This is a genomic window from Bacillus pumilus, from assembly GCF_038738535.1.
Classification (GTDB): Bacteria; Bacillota; Bacilli; order Bacillales; family Bacillaceae; genus Bacillus.
This window is the reverse complement of the sequence record NZ_CP046128.1, coordinates 3103289-3123711: the sequence shown is the minus strand read 5'-3', so window position 1 is coordinate 3123711 and position 20423 is coordinate 3103289. Positions and strand designations below refer to the sequence as shown.

The window sequence follows — 20423 nt, the reverse complement described above, 5'->3', positions numbered from 1 at the left end:
TGATTATAGGATTACGGATAAACATTACTGCATGAAAGCAGTCAAATAAGGAATGAAGAAAGGAGTTCATGTTTGCAATGAAGAAAGTTATTACTTACGGTACATTTGATTTATTACACTGGGGGCACATTAAGCTGCTCGAACGTGCAAAGCAGCTTGGAGATTACTTAGTGGTGGCCATTTCGACAGATGAGTTTAACTTACAAAAATCAAAAAAGGCTTATCATAGCTACGAGCATCGAAAGCTGATTCTTGAAACCATTCGTTACGTAGACGAAGTCATTCCAGAAAACAGCTGGGATCAAAAAGTCCGTGATGTGCAAGAGCACGATATTGATGTGTTTGTCATGGGAGATGACTGGGAAGGTAAATTCGATTTCTTAAAAGAGCATTGCGAAGTCGTGTACTTGAAGAGAACAGAAGGCATCTCGACAACACAAATTAAGGAAGAAATTGCTGGACTTTAATAGATCGAAAAAAAGTACTTCTTATCTTTTGGTGAGAAGTACTTTTTCATGTAAAATACAATGAGCAAGTTATCATTATTTTTAAGGAGAGCTTCCTTTGTTTCAAAATTGGATGAAGAAAAAAGTTGAACACACATTGGATCAACCTCAACAACATGAAACAATGACATCAGTTGACATGCCTGATATGGACTACTACTTTATCATGGGTGATGTACCAAAACAGGATGAGAGCTCAACGAAGTCTTTAAAAGCGAGATTAAAGCCATTGGCTGACAAACATAAACGTAATGCCATTTTAACTTTGAATTATGATGCAAATGTGAAAGAACATATTCATAGCATGGAGGAGACCTTTCTTCGCCAAGTTGACATCTTGAATGTATTTGAACACTATATTCTACCAGAAAGCGGAAGTAAAAGACGTTACTCGGAATTTATCATCGGTACATCATTTCATTCGATCAATGAAGCAGTGATGCCAGTAGATGAATCAATGATACAGGTGACGAGATATGAACTGCCTTCTTCCCCTATTTGTTATATTGATCAATATAATGAAGAGCAGCAATTAGTGAAGAGGGAAGAATACAATTGGCAGGGCGTTTTGTGCAGAGTACAAAGCTTTGTTCCTCATACAGGTGCTCTATACTTGGAGGAACTAATCAATGACGATGGCGGCATTTATATGGAGATCATCTACTCAGGAGATGCAAAAAAGAATCCAGTTCGGCATATTAATTGGTATAAAAAAACAGGAATTCAAACTTTTACAAAGAAAACGGATATAAAGCAACTATGGTTATCCAGTATTCAAACACAAAATGACCGTTTGAAACTAATGATCACAGAAGACCGGGATCAGGACCGCCACCTGTTTAAAATCGATCAGCCTGAAACAACGTATTACGCTGCATTTGTACATGACGCACATTATGAAGAAGATCCTCATCAACTCTATTCTCATTACGGAGAATTATTTAAACGAATAAGAAAACAGCAAGTGGATGCCGTCTTCTTTGGAGATACTAAGCATAAGGTAGATGTTGAGAAGGTATTGGGAGAACAAACCTATTTTTATCTTGTGCCTTCTGATGAAATGTCTCTTTGGAATACAGCACTTCATCATATGCTCGAAAATCGTGAGCGAAAAGATGAACTGAGAAGGATCGTGGACCGTACGAAATGGGTTTTGCGTGATCTAAGCTCTGAACATCATGTTCTTCATCTTCAGCTTGAGTTGAAGGACGAAATGAGCCATGCGGATCATGTGCAAATCGATTTCGCAGGATATGATCGAGGCAATGGAGCTGAAATCATATCTCAAACAATCGATGAAAACCATCAAGTCAGCTTTCCAATTGGTCATTTTCAAACAAAGAAAAACATTGAAACCAACCAAACAAAATACGTTGATTTTTACATTCGTTTTAAAACAGAAGAACTTCAGGAAGTTTTGCAGCGTCTAGAAGTAGAGGGAGAGCTGCTCACCAATAAACCATCGTCAATCGATGGGTGGTCGTATCAAACGAAACAAGGAAACTATTCTTGGAAAGTGAAATAACGTGACAACACAACGGTAAGATTTCTGAACAGAGGAGATTAACGATTAATGATTGAAGAGGGAATTCATAAGAAGAGTGTCGTTGAAGGGTTAAAAAATCATCATGAGAAACTAGAAATGCTTATTCGCATCGACGATGACATGCCATTAAAAGATAGAGAATTTTATTTGTTTATGAGGGAAAGGGTATCAAAACAAGAGCTTTTCCTTCCGCTTGTTCATCAAGAAGAGAATCTATTCAAGTTCGTATTGAGTGAATCATCGCTGCCGCTTGCATTAGAGCAGGGCCAGACATATAACCTGTATGTCTCAGACTATCTCAGCGCAAACAAAGAAGAGGATGAAGACGAGCTTGAGGACTCAGCCTATGATTCTGATACAGAAGAAGAGGAAGACGAATTAAAAGAAACGGATAACGCCGAAGTAGAAGAGAAGACGCCATACTATAAACGTCGTTTAAAAATGGAAATAGACAAGCCAGAGCTGACTTTTTTAGAAAATAAAGATGCGATGCTGTATGTCATCCCGTATCGTACGGATAAAGGGAATGCATCGTTTAAAATCAAGCGTGAGCTAAAGGTTGTGAAGTTCAATCATATCGAGCTCAACAAAGAATGTACGTTATCTTTAACTGGGTATACAGGCGTTCTCAGTGCAGAGCATCCTTATGAGATCAAAGAAGTAAAGCTTCTATTGAAGAGAAATGGTGAAGAACCAATTGAGCATCGCTTTCCGGTAAATATGACCCCAATAAAAGATGAAGTGGTCAAATACCGTGATGATCAACAAGTACCACAGCTTTATCAATTTCTAGCAGAAGTTCCTTTAAAGGAATTGACCTATTCGTTAAACAACCGCCTTGTATATCGCTTCTATCTTGAATTTATTTGTGATGTAGATGGAGTAGAGGAGACGTTAACGACCGCTTCTTTAGTGCTTGGAGATCGCTCGAACAAACTCAAAGGACTTGTTCAAATTCATAAACGAAACGATGTACCGATTCGATATGAGGTGTATCGAAAGAAAAAAAGACAAACGCTTGGCATTCGAATTAATGATTATACAATGAAAACACGAGCGAAGTACTACGTCAAAAGCAAGTGGAAGAAGTTCAAAAAGAAAATCGGCAAAATAAAAAAAGTCCGTAACCGCCTTGTAACAAGGACCTTCCAAACGACCTTTCAGCTGGCAAGTAAGCTGTCTGTGAAAAAGAAAACGGTTGTTTTTGAAAGCTTTAATGGAAAACAATTCAGCTGTAATCCGCGTGGGATCTATGAGTATATGAAAGAAAATCATCCTGAATATACGTTGATCTGGAGTGTGAAAAAAGGGCATGAAGCACCGTTCAAGGAAAAGGACATCTACTATATCAACCGTCTATCATTGAAATGGATTTTTGCGATGGCAAGAGCCGAGTATTGGGTCGTCAACAGCCGTTTGCCGCTATGGATTCCAAAACCAGAGCATACAACATACTTGCAGACATGGCACGGTACGCCGTTAAAACGACTTGCGATGGATATGGACGAGGTGCATATGCCTGGAACAAACACGAAGAAATACAAAAAGAATTTCACGAAAGAAGCATCGAATTGGGACTATCTCATTTCTCCAAATGCTTACTCGACTGAAATCTTTACACGTGCATTCCAATTTCAAAAGACCATGATTGAGTCAGGATATCCGAGAAATGACTTCCTTCATAATCAAAACAATGAAGAAACGATGAGAGCACTCAAACAAAAAATGAACTTGCCGCTTGATAAAAAATTGATCTTATACGCACCGACATGGAGAGACGATCAATTTTATAAAAAAGGGCAGTACAAATTTGATTTAGACCTTGATCTGCATGAGCTAAGAGCCGCTATCGGAGACGAATATATCATCATTTTGCGTATGCACTATCTAGTCGCTGAAAACTTTGATTTAGGACCATATAAAGGCTTTGCCTATGACTTCTCTCATTACGAAGACATTAGAGACCTGTATATGATATCTGATCTGCTCATCACTGACTACTCATCTGTGTTCTTTGATTATGCAAACCTTAAACGTCCGATGCTGTTCTATGTGCCAGACATCGAAACATATCGTGACAAGCTGAGAGGCTTCTACTTCGACTTTGAACAGGAAGCACCTGGACCTCTTGTGAAAGAAACAGCCAGCGTCATTGACTGGGTAAGAGAAACAGAACAGCCAACCTTTACACTACCGGCTTCATTCGCACCGTTTTATGAAAGATTCTGCTATCTAGAGAGCGGGGAGTCTTCGAAGCGTGTGGTGGAAGTGGTGTTTGATTAGCAATGCTTTGTATATTTTCTTATAGTTGAGAATTAAAAACACCTTTGGAAGGTATCAAGTTCAATACTTGACCATTATCCAAAGGTGTTTTTTTAAATACATGTAATTTTATTCTGTATATAAGGTATTAATCAGCTTTTGTACATACGTTTTTGTAGAAGAGCTCTAGTGCCTCGCTATTATACTTTTCATAATCAAAGGATTCTTGTTTCATACTATTCTGGATAAAATCAGACATACCATTAAACAGAGCAGTTTCATTATTCTCAACTAATAATCCGTATCCACCCTCTAAGACGGAATGTACTCCAGTTACATCGGTAGCTATGATTGGTTTTTTTAGAATCATTGCTTCCATGAGAACCAAACCTTGTCCTTCATATTCTGAAGATAATACAAAACAATCACATTCATCTAGCAAAGAGAATGGATTTTCGAGTTGCCCAACAAAAAACACACAGTGATCTAAATGTAATCTCTTTGTATGATCCTTTAATTCCCTTTTTAAAGGTCCTTCTCCCACAATATACAATACTGTATTTGGGTATTGTTTGTTTAATTGCGAAAAAGCAGAAATTAATTTTTTTTGCCCTTTTTCAGGAGATAATCTTCCTATAGTTATAAAGTTGATATACTCTTTATTTGGAAGTGGAATCCCAGATAGATTAAGACCGATGGATTCGGTTTTGTCGTTTTGATAAGTAATTAAATATCTTTCATTATTAAATTCTATAATATTTTTATTTTCTTTCATTTGAAGTACTTTGTTTGGCGATATAACATTATTTACAAAAACCATTTTTTCTAAAGCATTAGGAACATAAGGGCTTAAGTTCAAGTGATTTTCAATATTAGTCGATTCGGCGACAGAAACAATTCTATCGAAGAACTTGTACAGTGAGAAAATTACTTTTAGGTTACCACGATGTTTATATTTGTGGTTCACCTTTTTATTGTACTCTTTCATCATGTCAGCATGCAGGAAAATACTTTTGACTTTAAAATCTCCAAATGCGAAAAGAAGAGTCCAAAATTTATTATAACCTCCAAAGTCTATACCTACATCAAACTTCGCATTACCAATAATTCTCTTTAATTCTCTTTTGTATGAATTTACCGGAGTGTACTTTAACATTTTGTTATTATATATACCACGGCGGAAAATTATGTTCTGTTTATATGTCTCTATTAAGGTTCTATTAACAAAGCCTGGTCTATAAATAATATGGACATTAGGATGTAGCTTTTGTATGTTCACCCATTTATCTTTATGATAATTTGAGTTATCAATTACAACAACTTCATATTTATTGTAATCAATTTGGTCAAATAAATTAGTTGCTGAAACTGTAATACCGTTATTATAGAATCCTCCACAATAAAAAAGTAATTTTTGTTTATTGCTTTCAACCTTTATTAATTCATTTTGATTATTTTTTTTGAATACGATGTCAATGAATCGCTCTGTAGCTTTTCCATCATCATAAAAACAGTATTCATCTAAAAACTCCCTGTATTGATTCTCAAATTGTTTATTGAAGTTATTTAGACTGTTTAGTTGAGCTAAGTTGTTAATTAAATCAACTATATTTTCACTGATAGGTCCTGGAAGTGTTGTTATGTCTAAATAAAAACCTCTCTCTGATTCGTATTCTCTTAAGTCAGGCATATAGAAAAAAACAGGTCTTTTTAAAGGAAGGAAATCGAAAAAGATACTAGAATAATCTGTAATTAAAATATCTATGGCAGCTAAAAGTTCATTTGTATCAATCCAGTTTGGAACACAAAGATGTTCAAGTCCACTCTGTTTAAAGAATTTATAAGAAAAGTAATGAGATTTTAAAAGTACTAAGTAATCATCACCAAGCGCCTGCTGAATTTTCACAACTTCACTATGCAATGTATAGCAAGTATCCTCTTCAGCACCTATTGTTCCTCTCCATGTTGGAGCATAAAGTACAATTTTCTTATTAAAAGGTAAATCTAATCTTTCTTTCACACTTTCACTACTAGTGTTTAATGTTAAATCTACTCTAGGATATCCGATATTTGCTATTTTTCCGGTGAATATCCCAAATACATCATTTGATTTCAGTAACTTTTCATACGTAAAAGTATTCGGACTGATAAGGTAATCACAATGAAGAAAATTTCTTTGGATATTTTTATGGCCAGACATTGATCTTTTTTTAATGTCCTTCCCTAAAGTTTTTAAAGGGGTTCCGTGCCATGTATTGATATAAATTTGCTCTTCTCTTTTAATAAAATAAAAAGGAAATGACGTATCATTAACTAAATATTTAGATGTTGCTAAATATTTAAGATATTCGTTACTATCAACTTTAACAAAGGAAATATTAGGTGATTTCTGCTTTAATTCAGCAATCATTGGATCACTAAAATCATTAATGACCCAAACATGATGTAAATCTTTAAAGGCATTATCTTTCATTAAGCCTAGAAAGATTGCATAACAATTTCCAGATATACTTTTACCATGATAAGCTTCATATAGAATATAATTATCTCTAACAGGTTTTTTCTCTAAATAAGAGGTGTATTTACTTCTCATACGAAGTCGTGAATCTCTAGAAAACTCTATTAGTGGATTCAAAATAAATTTAATCTTTCTTGTAACGATTTTTTTGAAGTTCTTTATTCTCATTAATGTTAAGCCCCTTCATTTGGTATATATAATTTGAAAGAAAATGATATTTATTTTTTGGAGTTAAGTTGAAATGCAATTATCCTGATAATTATATTCTAATGGCAAATATAAAGCAATGATATAATAAGGTAATTAGTAACCTATAATAGCTGAAAATACCAGCATTTAATTTGATCGGTTTCCCCTACCATTTAATATACTCAATAGATTTGAAAAGTGAAATATTTCTCAACATCTGTTACAATTATGAACGGTGATTTTTTTAGAAGAGGCAATTCCAAAAACTTATATCTAAGGAAGATTAGAATGAATGCATTGTTTACGATATTAAGGGAGCAAATCAGCTCATTTCCGCTGATTATGCGCCTTGCTGTTTATGAAACAAAATCAAAATATCAGATGAATTATTTAGGTGTTTTATGGCAGTTTTTAAATCCATTAATGCAAATGCTGGCTTACTGGTTTGTTTTTGGTATGGGAATTCGCGGAGGACAGCCAATTGACATTGGGGGGATGGGAGTTCCATTTATCATCTGGATGCTTGCTGGATTAATCCCCTGGTTCTTCATTAGTCCGACGATACTTGATGGATCAAACAGTGTGTTTAAACGCATTAATATGGTATCGAAAATGAATTTTCCGATTAGTGCGCTGCCGTCTGTAGTGATTATGTCCAACTTGTTCAGCTACTTTGTGATGATGGGTGTCTATCTGATTGTGCTCATTTCCTATGGCATATATCCTGATGCGCACTGGCTGCAATATATATACTATCTTATTTGTATGATCGCGTTTATGTTTTCGTTTAGTTTGTTTAATTCCACGATTAGCGTACTCGTGAGAGACTATCAATTTCTTTTACAATCAGTGACACGATTGCTTTTCTTTTTGCTGCCGATTTTTTGGAATATCTCAGAGAAGCTCACTGGAGACAAAGCATGGATCGGGGATATATTAAGATTGAATCCTCTTTTCTACATTATTGATGGTTTTAGAAATAGCTTGTTAAAGGGAGAATGGTTCTTCCATGATGTGAAATATACGCTTTATTTTTGGCTGATCACGCTACTTCTTTTAACAGTCGGTTCATTGCTTCATATGAAATTTAGGGATAAATTTGTCGATTTTCTTTAAAAAGTAAGGAGATTATACGATGAAACTAAAGGTTTCGTTTCGAAACGTATCCAAGCAATACGTCCTATATAAAAAGCAGTCAGATAAGATTAAAGGACTGTTTTTACCTAATAAAAATGAAAAAGGTTTCTTTGCTGTTCGTGATGTGTCCTTTGATGTATATGAAGGTGAAACGATTGGCTTTGTAGGGATCAATGGATCTGGAAAATCAACGATGTCGAATCTTCTTGCGAAAATCATTCCACCGACAAGTGGTGAAATTGATATGGACGGCCAGCCTTCATTGATTGCCATTGCGGCAGGGCTGAACAACCAATTAAGCGGGAAAGACAACATTCGCCTCAAGTGCTTAATGATGGGGCTGACGAATAAAGAGATAGACGAACTTTATGAAAAAATCGTAGAGTTTGCAGATATTGGTGACTTTATTGATCAGCCTGTGAAGAGCTACTCAAGCGGAATGAAATCACGTCTTGGCTTCGCCATTTCAGCGCATATCGATCCAGATATCTTGATTATTGATGAAGCATTGTCTGTTGGAGACCAAACCTTCTATCAAAAATGTGTGGATCGAATTACAGAATTCAAGGAACAAGGGAAAACGATCTTTTTTGTTAGTCATTCCATTAGCCAAATCCAAAAAATCTGTGACCGGGTGGCTTGGATGCATTATGGGGAGCTTCGTATGTTTGATGATACGAAAAAGGTTGTGAAAGAGTATAAGGAGTTTGTTGACTGGTTTAATAAGCTCTCCAAAAAAGAGAAACAAAAATACCAATTGGAACATAAGGAAGGTAGAAAAGGTGTACAAAAGACGGAAAAGGTCACACGTTATAAAGAAAATGGGAAACGTCGTTCATTTTTCGGCCCCGCATTTCAAGTGACAATTTTAGCTGTCTTAACTATTCTGCTTGCCTTATCCATGTTTTCAGATCGCCCACTTCGTACACTGGCTACATTTGGTGCAATGTCATCAGATAAGACAGAAGCGCCTCAGACTAAGAACCCGCAGATGAAAGGGGCGCCTGATATGAAGAAGGTGGATCAACAGCTGATTGTCACGGCAGATCCACTCACGGTTTACAAAGATCAAGCCATGAAAAAAAAGGCGGATGTCACTTTGCCCTTTGGACAAGAAGTGCAGGCTGTGGCTGAAAATAAAAAAGCCGTTAAAATTAAAACAGCCTCAGAAACGTATTTTGTCAAACCTGCTGCGCTTCAAAATGCAGAGGAATTAAAGCCACTATCCATTGAACCAGGTCAGTTCAATTCCTATGTATCGCCCGCATCTGCAGGCTCGTATGAGTATTTACTTTCTTTCCTTGGAAAAGAAGAATCTGTGCTTAAGCAAAGAATGCAAACGCTGAGCTCGATCAAAAGTAATCAAGGCGGAATGATTGAACGATTGACCACAGAGAAAGCCGACTATGTCATTCAAAATGGTCAAGCGAATACGATGGTATTCCGTGAGATCATGTCAATCTCTCCTTCAACACTTGGGCTGACAGAACAGAACGTTTGGATGAATGAGAAACAAACGAAATTCGCAGTGAAGGGCGAAAACAACTTGTTTGTCATTGATAATGAACAGCATACACTGACGATTTCAGTGATCAAATAAAAAGCTGCCGATCCCGGCAGCTTTTTTTAATTCACTTCTTCTTTTTCGAGAAGCTGTTTCATAAATGGAATGAGTTTCTTTTTCAGATCCTCATCTTGAAGGGCGAACTCTAGAGTCGTCTCGATGAAGCCTTGCTTTTCACCGACATCGTATCGTTTTCCTTCGAAATCATAGGCGAATACGCGCTGAATGTCATTCAGCTTTTGGATGGCATCTGTCAGTTGAATTTCTCCGCCTGCACCAATTTCTTGCTGATCAAGGTACATAAAGATCTCTGGTGTGAAAATGTATCGCCCTAAGATGGCTAGATTTGATGGTGCTGTTCCCTGCGGCGGCTTTTCAACAAAGTTTTTCACTTGGTAGCGGCGTCCTTCTTGTGTAAGAGGATCAATGATCCCGTAGCGATGTGTATCGCTGTCTGCTACCTGCTGAACACCGATCACAGATGAAAGCGTTTTTTCGTATTCATCCATCAGCTGGCGAAGTCCAGGTGTTTCGGCTTGAACAATGTCATCACCTAATAAAACGGCGAAAGGTTCATCACCGATAAAGTTGCGTGCGCACCAAACGGCGTGTCCAAGTCCTTTAGGTTCCTTTTGACGTATGTAATGAATGTCAGCAATGTTAGAGGATTTTCTCACCTTTTCTAAAAGCTCGCTCTTCCCTTTTTCCTCCAGGTTGCGCTCTAGCTCTGGTGCAAAATCAAAATGATCCTCAATGGCTCTTTTCCCTTTTCCAGTGACGATAATAATGTCTTCAATTCCTGATTCAACAGCTTCTTCAATAATATATTGAATGGTTGGTTTATCAACGATTGGCAGCATTTCTTTAGGCATAGCTTTTGTTGCAGGGAGGAAACGTGTCCCAAGACCTGCAGCTGGGATAATGGCTTTACGTACTTTTTTCAATGAACTTTGCACCTTCCTTACATATTGAAAAAATGATTTGACTTCATTTTTCATCTTTCATAAAGTGTAACTTACAAATGATAGAAATGACAAATGATTTACGATAAATGTATGATGATCTGATACAACATCTATTGTAAAGAGTCCGTGTAAATCTTTATGTTGAAAAGGGTAAAGGCGATGTAAAGATTGAAAATTGAATGATTAGGATTCGTTTCTATTCTTTTGTATAATAAACATATGATAAATGAGAAGGAAAGAGGCATCGACTATTGAAAACATTACATGTAATGACTGTATTCGGGACGAGACCTGAAGCGATCAAAATGGCCCCCCTTGTCCTTGAACTAAAAAAACATCCGCAAATCAAATCCTCTGTCACTGTGACTGCTCAGCATAGGCAAATGCTTGATCAAGTGCTGAAAGCCTTTGACATTCAACCGGATCATGATTTAAATATTATGAAAGAACGCCAGACATTATCTGAAATCACATCAAATGCACTGTTAAAGCTAGATCAATTATTCCAAGAAGAAAAACCTGATATTGTCCTTGTCCATGGGGATACTACAACAACCTTTGCAGGAAGCTTGGCAGCATTTTATCACCAAATTTCAGTCGGTCACGTCGAAGCTGGATTGAGAACACACAATAAGTACTCGCCGTTCCCAGAGGAATTGAACCGTCAAATGACAGGCACTATTGCCGATATTCATTTTGCACCTACAGACGAAGCGAAGCAGAATCTTTTAATTGAAAATAAAAAAGAAGAGACCATATGTGTGACAGGGAATACAGCGATTGACGCCCTGCAAACAACGGTTACTGAGCAGTATCAGCACCCTATTTTAGAGAAAATAGGCACGGATAAAATGATCTTGTTAACGGCCCATCGCAGAGAGAATCTCGGACAGCCGATGAAAAACATGTTTAGAGCCATTAGACGTGTTGTAGAAGAGTTTGAAGATGTTCAGGTCGTTTATCCTGTTCATTTAAACCCTGCTGTACGTGATGCAGCTCAGACAGAATTTAGCGGTCTCGATCGGGTACACTTAATTGAACCGCTTGAAGTCGTTGATTTCCATAACTTTGCTGCCGCTTCACACTTTATCTTAACGGATTCTGGCGGTGTACAAGAGGAGGCGCCTTCTCTAGGGAAGCCAGTATTAGTGCTGCGTGATACAACAGAACGTCCAGAAGGCGTGAAAGCCGGCACGCTTAAGCTTGCAGGTACAGATGAAGAGACCATTTACAAAATGGCAAAAGAGCTGCTAGTAGATCAGAAAGAGTATGACAATATGTCGAAGGCGTCTAACCCTTATGGTGACGGACAAGCCTCGAGACGAATTGTCGAAGAGCTCCTCCATCGATTTGGATTAAGTGAAGAAAAACCTGCCCCATTCAAATCATAAAAAAAGAAGACTACAGTCATGTAGTCTCAGGCTGTCGAGAAAATCTCGACAGCTTTATCTTTTCCTTAAACTTTCCATCTCCTCATTTTATAATAGAGAAAAACCCACTTAAGGAAGGTGTTTTTCTCATGTTCCACACTAGAAATTCTTCTCAGCACGAAGCCGAATTTGTATTGCTAGATCAACTGGTCGAAGAGGATCACCTGCTTCGTAAAATTGATCAGTACATTGATTTTTCATTTATCGTAGATAAAGTAAAACCGTATTATAGTGAGAATAAAGGTCGCCCTTCTCTTGATCCACTTATTTTGTTCAAAATGATGTTTATCGGATACCTGTACGGTATCCGTTCTGAAAGACAACTTGAAAAAGAAATTTACTATAACATGGCGTATAGATGGTTTTTAGGTTTGAACATCAATGACCCCGTTCCTCATCACTCGACCATTAGCTGGAATCGTCGTACTCGATTTAAAGATACAACGATTTTTCAAGATATTTTTGATGAAATTGTGCTTCAAGCCATCAATCATGATATGGTAGGAGGCCGCGTTCTTTTTACTGATTCAACTCATCTTAAAGCCAATGCCAATAAACATAAATATACGAGAAAAACGATTGAACAAGATACCCAGAACTATATAAATGAATTAGAAGAAGCGATCCAAGAAGATCGGGTGGCACACGGAAAAAAGCCCTTAAAGGTAAAAGAGGAGGTGAAAACGAAAAAAGACATTCGTCAAAGTATGACTGACCCTGAGAGTGGCTATCTTTATCGTGAAAATAAACCGGAAGGCTTTTTCTACCTAGACCACCGTACAACGGATATGAAGTACAATATCATCACGGATGCCCATGTCACGCCCGGCAATATCCATGATTCTATTCCGTATCTTGATCGATTGGATCACCAAATCGCCCGATTTGGTTTTCAAGTAGAAGCTGTTGCCCTTGATTCTGGTTATTTGACAACCTCAATCTGTAAAGGTTTATCGGATCGCCATATTTTTGGTGTCATCGCACATAGACGCTTTCATCCAACAAGAGGATTATTTGAGAAGTGGAAATTTCAGTATGATTCTGAATCTGATCACTACATATGCCCAAATGGCGAGAAGCTATTATATACGACAACTGATCGAAAAGGTTATAGGTTCTACAAATCAGACCCTAAAAAATGCGTATCGTGTCCTTTCCTTGAGAGCTGTACAAGATCGAAAAATCATCAAAAAGTGATCTCAAGACATGTATGGGAGGAACACAAAGAAAAGATCAGACAAAATCGTCTGTCTGCCTCTGGAAAAGAGCTATATAAAAAAAGAAAAGAAAAAATAGAGCGAAGCTTTGCAGATTCAAAACAACTGCACGGGCTTCGCTACTGTCGGTTGAGGGGAAAACAAAACGTGAGTGAGCAAGTTCTCCTCACAGCTGCGTGCCAGAACATGAAGAAGATTGCCACACACCTAGCGAAGCTAGGCTAGGTGTGTGGGAGGCCTTTTTCATTAAATCCCATCCATCATAATTACGATGAAAATAAAAAAGATTGTAGAAAAACATGAGTTTCTCTACAATCTGAGAAGACTACAGTCATGTAGTCTTCTTTTTTACTGCTCCAAACTTTCCTTCAATTCCTTCTTCACTTTAGCCAAACTATTATCATCAAGCTGATAATAATAGATGTTATTGATGCGTGCTCCTGTTCCTTTCAGCTCGTGCTGCTCCACACGCTGTCTTGCATCACGGTAGTCATTCATCATCGTCCACATATCATCAAATGACATGTTGGTCTTCATATTGTTTTCCACGACTTTGAACATATCGCCGAACTTCGTAATAGATGAAATGTTTGCCCCTTTTGCAATGATGCCTTCAATGACTTGGCGCTGCCTTTGCTGACGTCCAAAGTCACCCTTTGGATCTTGCTTTCTCATTCTTGTGTAGGCAAGGGCTTGATCTCCATTTAGATTAATTTCTCCTGTACCAAATGAATGGCCGTCATAGCTGAAAGCAAATGTGCTGTTAACTGTAATGCCGCCAAGTGTATCGACAATATCCTTAAAGCTTTCCATATTGACTTTCACAAAGTAATCAACAGGTACATCAAGCAATTCCTCTACTGTATCTGCTGCCATTTGTGTGCCGCCGAATGCATAGGAGTGGTTGATTTTATCCATTGTGCCTTTTCCGACAATTTTTGTATACGTATCACGCGGGATACTCACCATCTCGGTCGTTTTGGTTTTTGGGTTAACGGTCATGTATATTAATGTATCCGCACGGCCTCGGTCATTTTTTCTTTCGTCAACACCCATGACTAAAATAGAAATCGGGTCTTTCTTATTTAAATCGACATCTTTGTCACGCTTATCTGACTTCTTTAAATTCTCCTGAATGCCTGCCACGGTTGATGCTGCTGTATTCCAAAGATGATATGCATATCCGCCAGTTGCTAATACGAATAAGCCAATAATCGATAAAACAATCCAAAGAACCTTTTTTTTCTTTCGTTTTCTTTCAGCTCTCATAATGTCCCTCACCTTTTCTATGATTCTTCCATGATTATAGGTTTACGAATCTTGATAAACAAGTTATTTTTTTACTCTGAACCTAGATATAGACGTTGTAACAAAAAAAAGGTTTCAAAAAACCTTAAATTTACCTTAAAATATTAAGTTATAAGACGATACAAAGACATGAGGTGAAAAAAATGAAGAAAATCGTCGTTTTACCGTTCTTAATACTACTACTTGGTATCGTGCTCACAGCATGTGGAACGGCTGAGCAGTCCTCGGGAGAAAACAAGACAAGCAGTTCAACTCCTCAGGTGCTGGAAGAAAAAGCTGAATTTATTGGAATGGCTGATGCACATACAGTCGAAGTGAAAAAAGTGAATACGACCTTAAGCTATGAATTTACGGATAATTTTAAAGATGTGTTAAATGAATTCAAACCAGGAGACACAGTAGAAATCTCTTACTTTATCAATGACAGTGGTCAAAAGGAAATTCAAAAGATTGAAAAACAGAAGTAAAAAAGATGGGCGGGATGAACAAAATTGAAGAAAACAGGCGTTACACTTATTGTTCTCATGACACTGACTCTACTAGTCGCACCCTTTCAGTCTGCCATGGCTAGCTCGACAATTTCAGTGAAATTGTCTAATTATATCGGAAATAAAAAAACGATGGATCTATCCACAGCTGGAGAATACAAGCTGTCAGGATCGAATGTGGCTGTCACGAAAAGATATGATGGCAAAAATCGATACGAAGTTGCTAATAGCATCGCGTCTGCCGGCTGGAAGAATCCATCAACTGTTGTCATTGTGAGCCGTGATGCATTTGATCACGCCATTTCTGTATCACCGTTAGCTTACAAACTAGGCGCACCCATTTTGTATACGAACATTGAAAGACTGACAAAAACAACTGAAAACCAGCTGAAGAAAATGAAGCCGGATAACATCCTGATCATCGGTAACACGAAAAGTATTTCCACAGCTGCTGAGAAATCTATTAAAAAGTATGGCAAAGTCAGACGTATTAGTGGAAAAGACAAGTTTGAAATCTCTCAAAAAATCGCTAAAGAAATGGGTAACTATAAGCAAGCTGTCGTTGTCGGCGGAAACTCATTTATGAATGGGATTGCGATTGCATCCTATGCATCGAGAAAGGGATATCCAATCCTGTTAACAAAAAAAGATTCCATTCCGTCTTACAAGCTGCCAAGTAAAGTCATCATCATCGGCAGTACGAAAAGTACGGGACAAAAAGTAGAGAATCAAATTAAAAAAACGTCACAGGTGACAAGAATCAGTGGTGCCAATCGCTATGAACTATCTGTGAATATTATTAAGAAATTAAATATCAATGCAGATAAAGTTTATTTGGCAAAAGCCTCTAGCTATATTTATGCTATGCCGCTGTCTCAATTGGCTGCAAAGTCTAACAGTACCGTTGTGTATGTGAAACCAGATTCTGTCACAGCGTCACTAAAAGCACTGCTGAAACAAAAGGGTACATATGCTTATCACCTTGCTGGTAGCACAAGTGCGATTAAAGATAGCTTGAAAAACTCATTAGCTAAACAAGTCTATCTGAAAAAAAATCAAAACTACCAATTGGATATTTCTAACGGAAAAATTTCATTAAAAGGCATAAAGACGTATAACACATTAAGAGTTGTTCCTGAGAAATATTCAACGAAAAATGTCCTTCAAATTGCAGGGAAGCCGTACTTAGGCAGCGTCAACTTTGCAATTGAATCAGGTTATATCAGGCCGACTCTCGAAAATATTCCATTTGAAGACTATCTAAAAGGCGTAGTACCAAATGAAATGCCTGCAAGCTGGCATGTTGAAGCGCTAAAAGCACAGGCAGTTGCCGCTAGAACGTATTCAGTGAAAAGTATTGGAAAAGTCGTACCTGATACAACTGCCTTCCAAGTATATGGAGGATATAACTGGTACACGAATTCGACAAAAGCTGTCGATGCCACAAAAGGGAAGGTACTGAAATACAACAATCAGCTCATTTCAGCAACCTATTATTCTAGTAATGGCGGTTATACAGAGGCAAGTGAAGAAGTGTGGGCAAATGCACTGCCGTACTTAGTGGCCAAAAAGGATACAAAAGATCCGGTCAATGCATGGACGCTAAAACTCTCTAAAAAACAACTAGGCACAACATTGACTGCTAGCACAGCAGCATCTCAGTGGTCTAAGACAAAAGAGACAAATGCAGCGGACCTTGCTGGTCTCAAATCATGGCTGCTCAAAAACAAAGAAACTGCTGCATCTGATATGAAGATTGCATCCATCTCAAGCCTGACATTCTCAGGAAAAACAAAAGGCCAGCGTGCGAAGACGGTATCGATCAAGCTGACATATCATCTGAAAAATAAAACAGGCACGTATGCAGTAAACAAAAGCACAACGGCAAGTATGAAGATGACCGAGTTTAGATCCGTCATGGGCGCAACAAAGGTGAAAAGCACATTTGCGTCTGTCAAAAACAATACAAATGACTTTACGATTTCAGGAAAAGGATATGGTCACGGCATTGGCATGAGCCAATACGGAGCCAAAGCTAGAGCAGAATCTGGAAACTCATATTCTTCCATACTTTCGTTCTACTATCCAGGTACAAAACTAACAAACTATTAAAGGGTTAAAGGAGGACATAGATGATGCGCTCAATCATGAAAACAGCCATCCTCAGCCTTATCGCCATTTTCGTTATTGTTCCGACAGCTTCAGCAGATAATTCCGTCTCACGAATTGATGGCGGGAGCAGATATGCTGTAGCAGCAAACGTAGCGAAAAAGGGATGGGGAACTGCAAGTACAGTCGTTTTAGTAGGGAAAACTGCGTATGCAGATGCAACAGCAGGGATTCCACTTGCACACCAAAAAAATGGACCAGTTCTTTATACAAACAGTAAGAGTCTTTCGGGTGATACGAAAAAAGCCCTAAAGGCTTTAAAAACAAAGACAGTTATCGTTTTAGGCAGTACATCAAGTGTGTCAAACAACGTAGTCAACGAAGTGAAGAAAATGGGCATCTCTACACAACGTATTTCAGGGAAAAATCGATATGAGCTATCTGCAAATATCGCGAAAAAAATGAAAAAGCCAGCAGGCGTCGTTGTCGTTGAAGGTTCCTTCTATGCTCATGGGATTGCAATTGCACCGGTAGCAGCACAAAAAGGATTCCCGATTCTCTACACAGATAAAAAGGGACTTCGTTCTGAAATCGCTTCTGTTGCAAAAGCAAGCAATGTCAAACAAACCATTGTAGTCGGCGGAGAAAATTACGTCACAAAAGCAGCTTATAATCAATTGAAATCTCCAACACGAATCAAAGGCTCCACTCGTTATGACGTTGCCGCTAATATTGTGAAAAAGTATAATATGAGCACGTATAATACCTATGTAGGAAGAGGATTTGGCTATGCCACTTCATCTTCTGCTGCAGGGATCGCAGCGAAGCAAAACAAAGCATTGCTTCTAACGAATGAAAAGACATTACCAAAAGTAACAAGAGCAACAATCAGCAGTAAAAAAATCACCAAATTTACTGTCGTAGGCAGTACAAATACGGTGACACCAACTGTTGTGAATCAATTAAAAAATCCTGTCGTCGGGAAAAAAGTATTCATTGATCCAGGTCATGGTGCACATGATTCAGGAGCTGTAGGCTACGGTTTATATGAAAAGAACTTGAATTTAGATGTAGCAAAACGTTTAAATACGAAATTAAACAACGCTGGTGCACTTGTTACCATGTCAAGAACATCAGACACATTTGACAGTCTTCAAACACGAGTGAGCAAAGGTGCGAATGCGAAAGCAGATATCTTCATTAGTGTCCATGCCAACTCAAATGATAACAGCAGTGCAAACGGAACAGAAACGTATTATGACAAAACCTATGCGTCTGCAAACAGCTTGAAGCTTGCGCAAAACATTCAGCCTAAAATGGTCAGTGCACTTGGTACAAGAGACCGTGGTGTGAAAACAGCTGGATTCTACGTGATTAAATATTCTAAAATGCCGAGTGTTCTTTTAGAAACTGGTTTTGTGTCCAGTCCAGTTGATTCAAACATCTTGAAATCTGCTACGTATAAAGATCGTTTAGCGTCAGGCATTTCAAGCGGTGTGTCAGGTTACTTTAGATAAGAAAATACAAACATGAGGGGTGCCTCAGATACTCCTCTTAGGCTGCTCGAGAACGTCTCTCGGCAGCCTTTTTTCAAAAGTCTATGAAGTGATCGGGTAATCAATAATGTGTCAAGTTAAAAATACATTTCATTTTTGGTTATCTTTGTTATAATTGAAACATAGAAGGTGAATGGTTTACGCATGAATCTTCAAGCGACAGCAAATCGACAAATCATGAAGAGGTGACGATCTTGAAAAAATTAATCACAATGCCGTTTCTAGTATTGCTTCTAGGTGTAGTACTTACAGCATGCGGCACAACAAATCAATCAAGCGACAACAATAAGGATGACAGCAAAAAGGAAACAACCGAAGCGGCTGATCAAAAGAAAGAAAATGCTTCAGAGGAAAAAACAGAAGATCAGTCATCTAATGAAAAAGCAGATGATCAAAGCAAAGAAACAGCTGCTCAAAAAGAAGAGCAAGCTGGTCAATCTGATGAAGCGGCAAAAGACAGCTCAAGTAAAGAAATCACAAAAGAAGAACCTGCTAAGGATCAATCAAAAGCTGATTCTAAAACAAAGAAAGAATCAACAACAAATAAGAAAAATGAAGTCACCAAAGAAGGCACATATGTCGGTTTGGCTGATGGACATACCATTGCTGTGAACATTGATGGCAAAGAAGTAGCTATTCAGTTCGGAAATGCGTTTTCTAAACAAGTGAACAGCTTAAAAGAAGAATCAAAAGTGAAAGTAACCTATACAAAAGATGCAAACGGAACCCTTCGATTAAAAACCATCGAATCCGTCAAAGCAAAATAAAGAAAAGACCCAAAGACCCGCAGAATTGCGGGTCTTTTTTACGTTGAAAAGGGCATAACTTTATATAAGTGCACATTCTTAACACAGTTTTACAAGACTTAACAGCGCATTTACATTTGCTTAATGTTGCTCTGATAAACTGACTTTCATAGAACATCTCTTTACACAACAACTACTTTAGATGGTGAGGTGCAGGTCAGTGAGTGCAGAGAAAGCGATGAATCTTTATAGAGAATATGAAGTGAGACGAAACCACTCTTTTGCCTTAACAGAACATATGGTTCGTTATTTATTTGCAAAACGTTTCATAGATTTAATGTTCTCGTTCATCGGATTGATGTTGAGTACGCCGATCATTTTGCTGTTTGCTCTCTTGATTAAGCTGGAAACACCGGGACCAGCCTTTTATATGCAGGAGAGGGTAGGGAAAGACGGTGTTTACTTTAAATTATGGAAGCTCAGATCGATGAGAACCGACGCTGAAAGCGGAGGAGCGAAATGGGCACAAAAAAATGACCCGCGTATCACCAAAGTGGGAGCCTTCATTCGTAAAACAAGAATCGATGAACTCCCGCAATTTATCAACGTGTTAAAAGGAGAAATGAGTATCGTAGGTCCGCGGCCGGAAAGACCGATGTTTACCGCAGAATTTAATCGGACGATTCCAGGTTTTACGAAAAGATTAGCAGTAAAGCCGGGACTGACAGGTCTTGCTCAAGTAAATGGAGGATATGAAATGAGTCCGAGTGAAAAATTAACACACGACTTACAGTATATTCAAAACTTGACATTTTCTCTCGACACGAAGATTATGGTAAAAACGTTAAAAGTCATCATGACGGGTGACGGAGCCAGATAAGT

The 20423-nt window shown here is 38.0% G+C and carries 15 protein-coding genes; 12 read left to right on the top strand and 3 right to left on the bottom strand.

Features of this window, described 5'->3' with window-relative positions; genetic code table 11:
- Window positions 1-77 precede the first annotated feature (77 nt).
- From tagD to GKC25_RS15945, 3 genes are all read left to right on the top strand, one after another.
- Window positions 78-467 carry a glycerol-3-phosphate cytidylyltransferase gene (gene tagD / locus GKC25_RS15955; RefSeq protein ID WP_008343212.1) on the top strand — a complete coding sequence of 130 codons (390 nt, stop codon included), beginning with the start codon at window positions 78-80 and terminating at the stop codon, window positions 465-467.
- Between the two features lie 97 nt (window positions 468-564).
- Window positions 565-2031, top strand: coding sequence for an alpha-glucosyltransferase N-terminal domain-containing protein (locus tag GKC25_RS15950; protein WP_095285716.1), 1467 nt, complete (start codon window positions 565-567; stop codon window positions 2029-2031).
- A 48-nt stretch (window positions 2032-2079) separates the two neighbouring features.
- On the top strand, window positions 2080-4335 hold the full coding sequence (locus GKC25_RS15945; RefSeq protein WP_187704191.1) for a CDP-glycerol glycerophosphotransferase family protein: 2256 nt from the start codon (window positions 2080-2082) through the stop codon (window positions 4333-4335).
- A gap of 127 nt (window positions 4336-4462) precedes the next feature.
- On the opposite strand, the gene GKC25_RS15940 is transcribed toward GKC25_RS15945, so the two are convergent.
- Window positions 4463-7000 (bottom strand): glycosyltransferase, encoded by a 2538-nt coding sequence (locus GKC25_RS15940; protein ID WP_342689853.1) that lies wholly within the window; start codon window positions 6998-7000, stop codon window positions 4463-4465.
- 309 nt (window positions 7001-7309) lie between these two features.
- Between GKC25_RS15940 and GKC25_RS15935 the strand changes: the two genes are divergently transcribed.
- Together GKC25_RS15935 and tagH are read left to right on the top strand one after the other, a co-directional pair.
- A complete protein-coding gene (locus tag GKC25_RS15935; RefSeq protein ID WP_034660176.1) occupies window positions 7310-8137 on the top strand; it encodes an ABC transporter permease in 828 nt (275 codons plus the stop codon).
- Window positions 8138-8156: 19 nt separating this feature from the next.
- Entirely contained in the window at window positions 8157-9758 is a 1602-nt protein-coding gene (tagH, locus tag GKC25_RS15930) for a teichoic acids export ABC transporter ATP-binding subunit TagH (protein WP_034660175.1), read from the top strand.
- Between the two features lie 26 nt (window positions 9759-9784).
- On the opposite strand, the gene galU is transcribed toward tagH, so the two are convergent.
- Window positions 9785-10666, bottom strand: coding sequence for a UTP--glucose-1-phosphate uridylyltransferase GalU (gene galU / locus GKC25_RS15925; protein ID WP_034660174.1), 882 nt, complete (start codon window positions 10664-10666; stop codon window positions 9785-9787).
- 272 nt (window positions 10667-10938) lie between these two features.
- Between galU and wecB the strand changes: the two genes are divergently transcribed.
- Both wecB and GKC25_RS15915 read left to right on the top strand, forming a co-directional pair.
- Window positions 10939-12078 (top strand): non-hydrolyzing UDP-N-acetylglucosamine 2-epimerase, encoded by a 1140-nt coding sequence (gene wecB / locus GKC25_RS15920; RefSeq protein ID WP_034660172.1) that lies wholly within the window; start codon window positions 10939-10941, stop codon window positions 12076-12078.
- A gap of 128 nt (window positions 12079-12206) precedes the next feature.
- Window positions 12207-13559: an IS1182 family transposase gene (locus tag GKC25_RS15915; RefSeq protein ID WP_106038609.1), complete on the top strand. Its 1353-nt coding sequence runs from the start codon at window positions 12207-12209 to the stop codon at window positions 13557-13559.
- Between the two features lie 123 nt (window positions 13560-13682).
- On the opposite strand, the gene GKC25_RS15910 is transcribed toward GKC25_RS15915, so the two are convergent.
- Complete coding sequence (locus tag GKC25_RS15910; protein WP_034660171.1) at window positions 13683-14603, bottom strand: LytR family transcriptional regulator; 921 nt, start codon at window positions 14601-14603, stop codon at window positions 13683-13685.
- Window positions 14604-14785: 182 nt separating this feature from the next.
- Between GKC25_RS15910 and GKC25_RS15905 the strand changes: the two genes are divergently transcribed.
- From GKC25_RS15905 to GKC25_RS15885, 5 genes are all read left to right on the top strand, one after another.
- Window positions 14786-15109: a hypothetical protein gene (locus tag GKC25_RS15905; protein WP_024423640.1), complete on the top strand. Its 324-nt coding sequence runs from the start codon at window positions 14786-14788 to the stop codon at window positions 15107-15109.
- Between the two features lie 24 nt (window positions 15110-15133).
- The gene (locus tag GKC25_RS15900; protein WP_106038102.1) at window positions 15134-17242 is read left to right on the top strand and encodes a SpoIID/LytB domain-containing protein; all 2109 of its coding nucleotides are present in this window, start codon (window positions 15134-15136) and stop codon (window positions 17240-17242) included.
- 23 nt (window positions 17243-17265) lie between these two features.
- Window positions 17266-18756: an N-acetylmuramoyl-L-alanine amidase gene (locus tag GKC25_RS15895; RefSeq protein ID WP_034660719.1), complete on the top strand. Its 1491-nt coding sequence runs from the start codon at window positions 17266-17268 to the stop codon at window positions 18754-18756.
- Between the two features lie 233 nt (window positions 18757-18989).
- On the top strand, window positions 18990-19562 hold the full coding sequence (locus GKC25_RS15890) for a hypothetical protein (protein WP_034660168.1): 573 nt from the start codon (window positions 18990-18992) through the stop codon (window positions 19560-19562).
- A 199-nt stretch (window positions 19563-19761) separates the two neighbouring features.
- Window positions 19762-20421, top strand: coding sequence for a sugar transferase (locus tag GKC25_RS15885; RefSeq protein ID WP_034281119.1), 660 nt, complete (start codon window positions 19762-19764; stop codon window positions 20419-20421).
- Window positions 20422-20423 lie beyond the last annotated feature (2 nt).